Origin of the sequence: Dyella jejuensis (genome assembly GCF_044904675.1) — a bacterium.
GTDB lineage: Bacteria > Pseudomonadota > Gammaproteobacteria > Xanthomonadales > Rhodanobacteraceae > Dyella_B > Dyella_B jejuensis.
The window spans coordinates 1-372 of the sequence record NZ_JADIKJ010000084.1; the positions used below are offsets into that span (position 1 = coordinate 1).

Below are 372 nucleotides of genomic sequence, written 5' to 3' on the forward strand. Positions count from 1 at the left end.
GATCACGGTGCCGGTGTTGGTGAGGTCGCCGGCGTTGAGCGTGACGGTGTCGCCCTCGATGCGGCCTTCGTTGCTTTGGGTGGCGGCGGTGAGGGTGGTGGTGGCGCTGTTGATCGCGGCGCCCGCCTGGTTGTCGAGGCTGTTGGCGGTGAGGGTCAGCGCGCCCGCGCTTTGCAGGGTGGCGCCCGCGGCATTGGTGAAGGCGCCGCCGAGGGTGACGGTGAAGTCACCATTGGCGAACAGGGTGTTGCCGGCCGGGTTAATGTAGTCGCCCGCCAGGGCGAGCGAGAGGTCGTTGCCGGCGCGCAAACGGCCCACGCCATCGAAGTGACCCAACTGCGCGGCGACGTCATGGTTGGACGCGAGATCGCC

General features: G+C 68.8%; 1 protein-coding gene. It reads right to left on the minus strand.

What is annotated here, in order from left to right; translation table 11 throughout:
* On the minus strand, window positions 1–372 hold a 372-nt coding region (locus tag ISP15_RS18405), incomplete at both ends, for a hypothetical protein (RefSeq protein ID WP_404549458.1).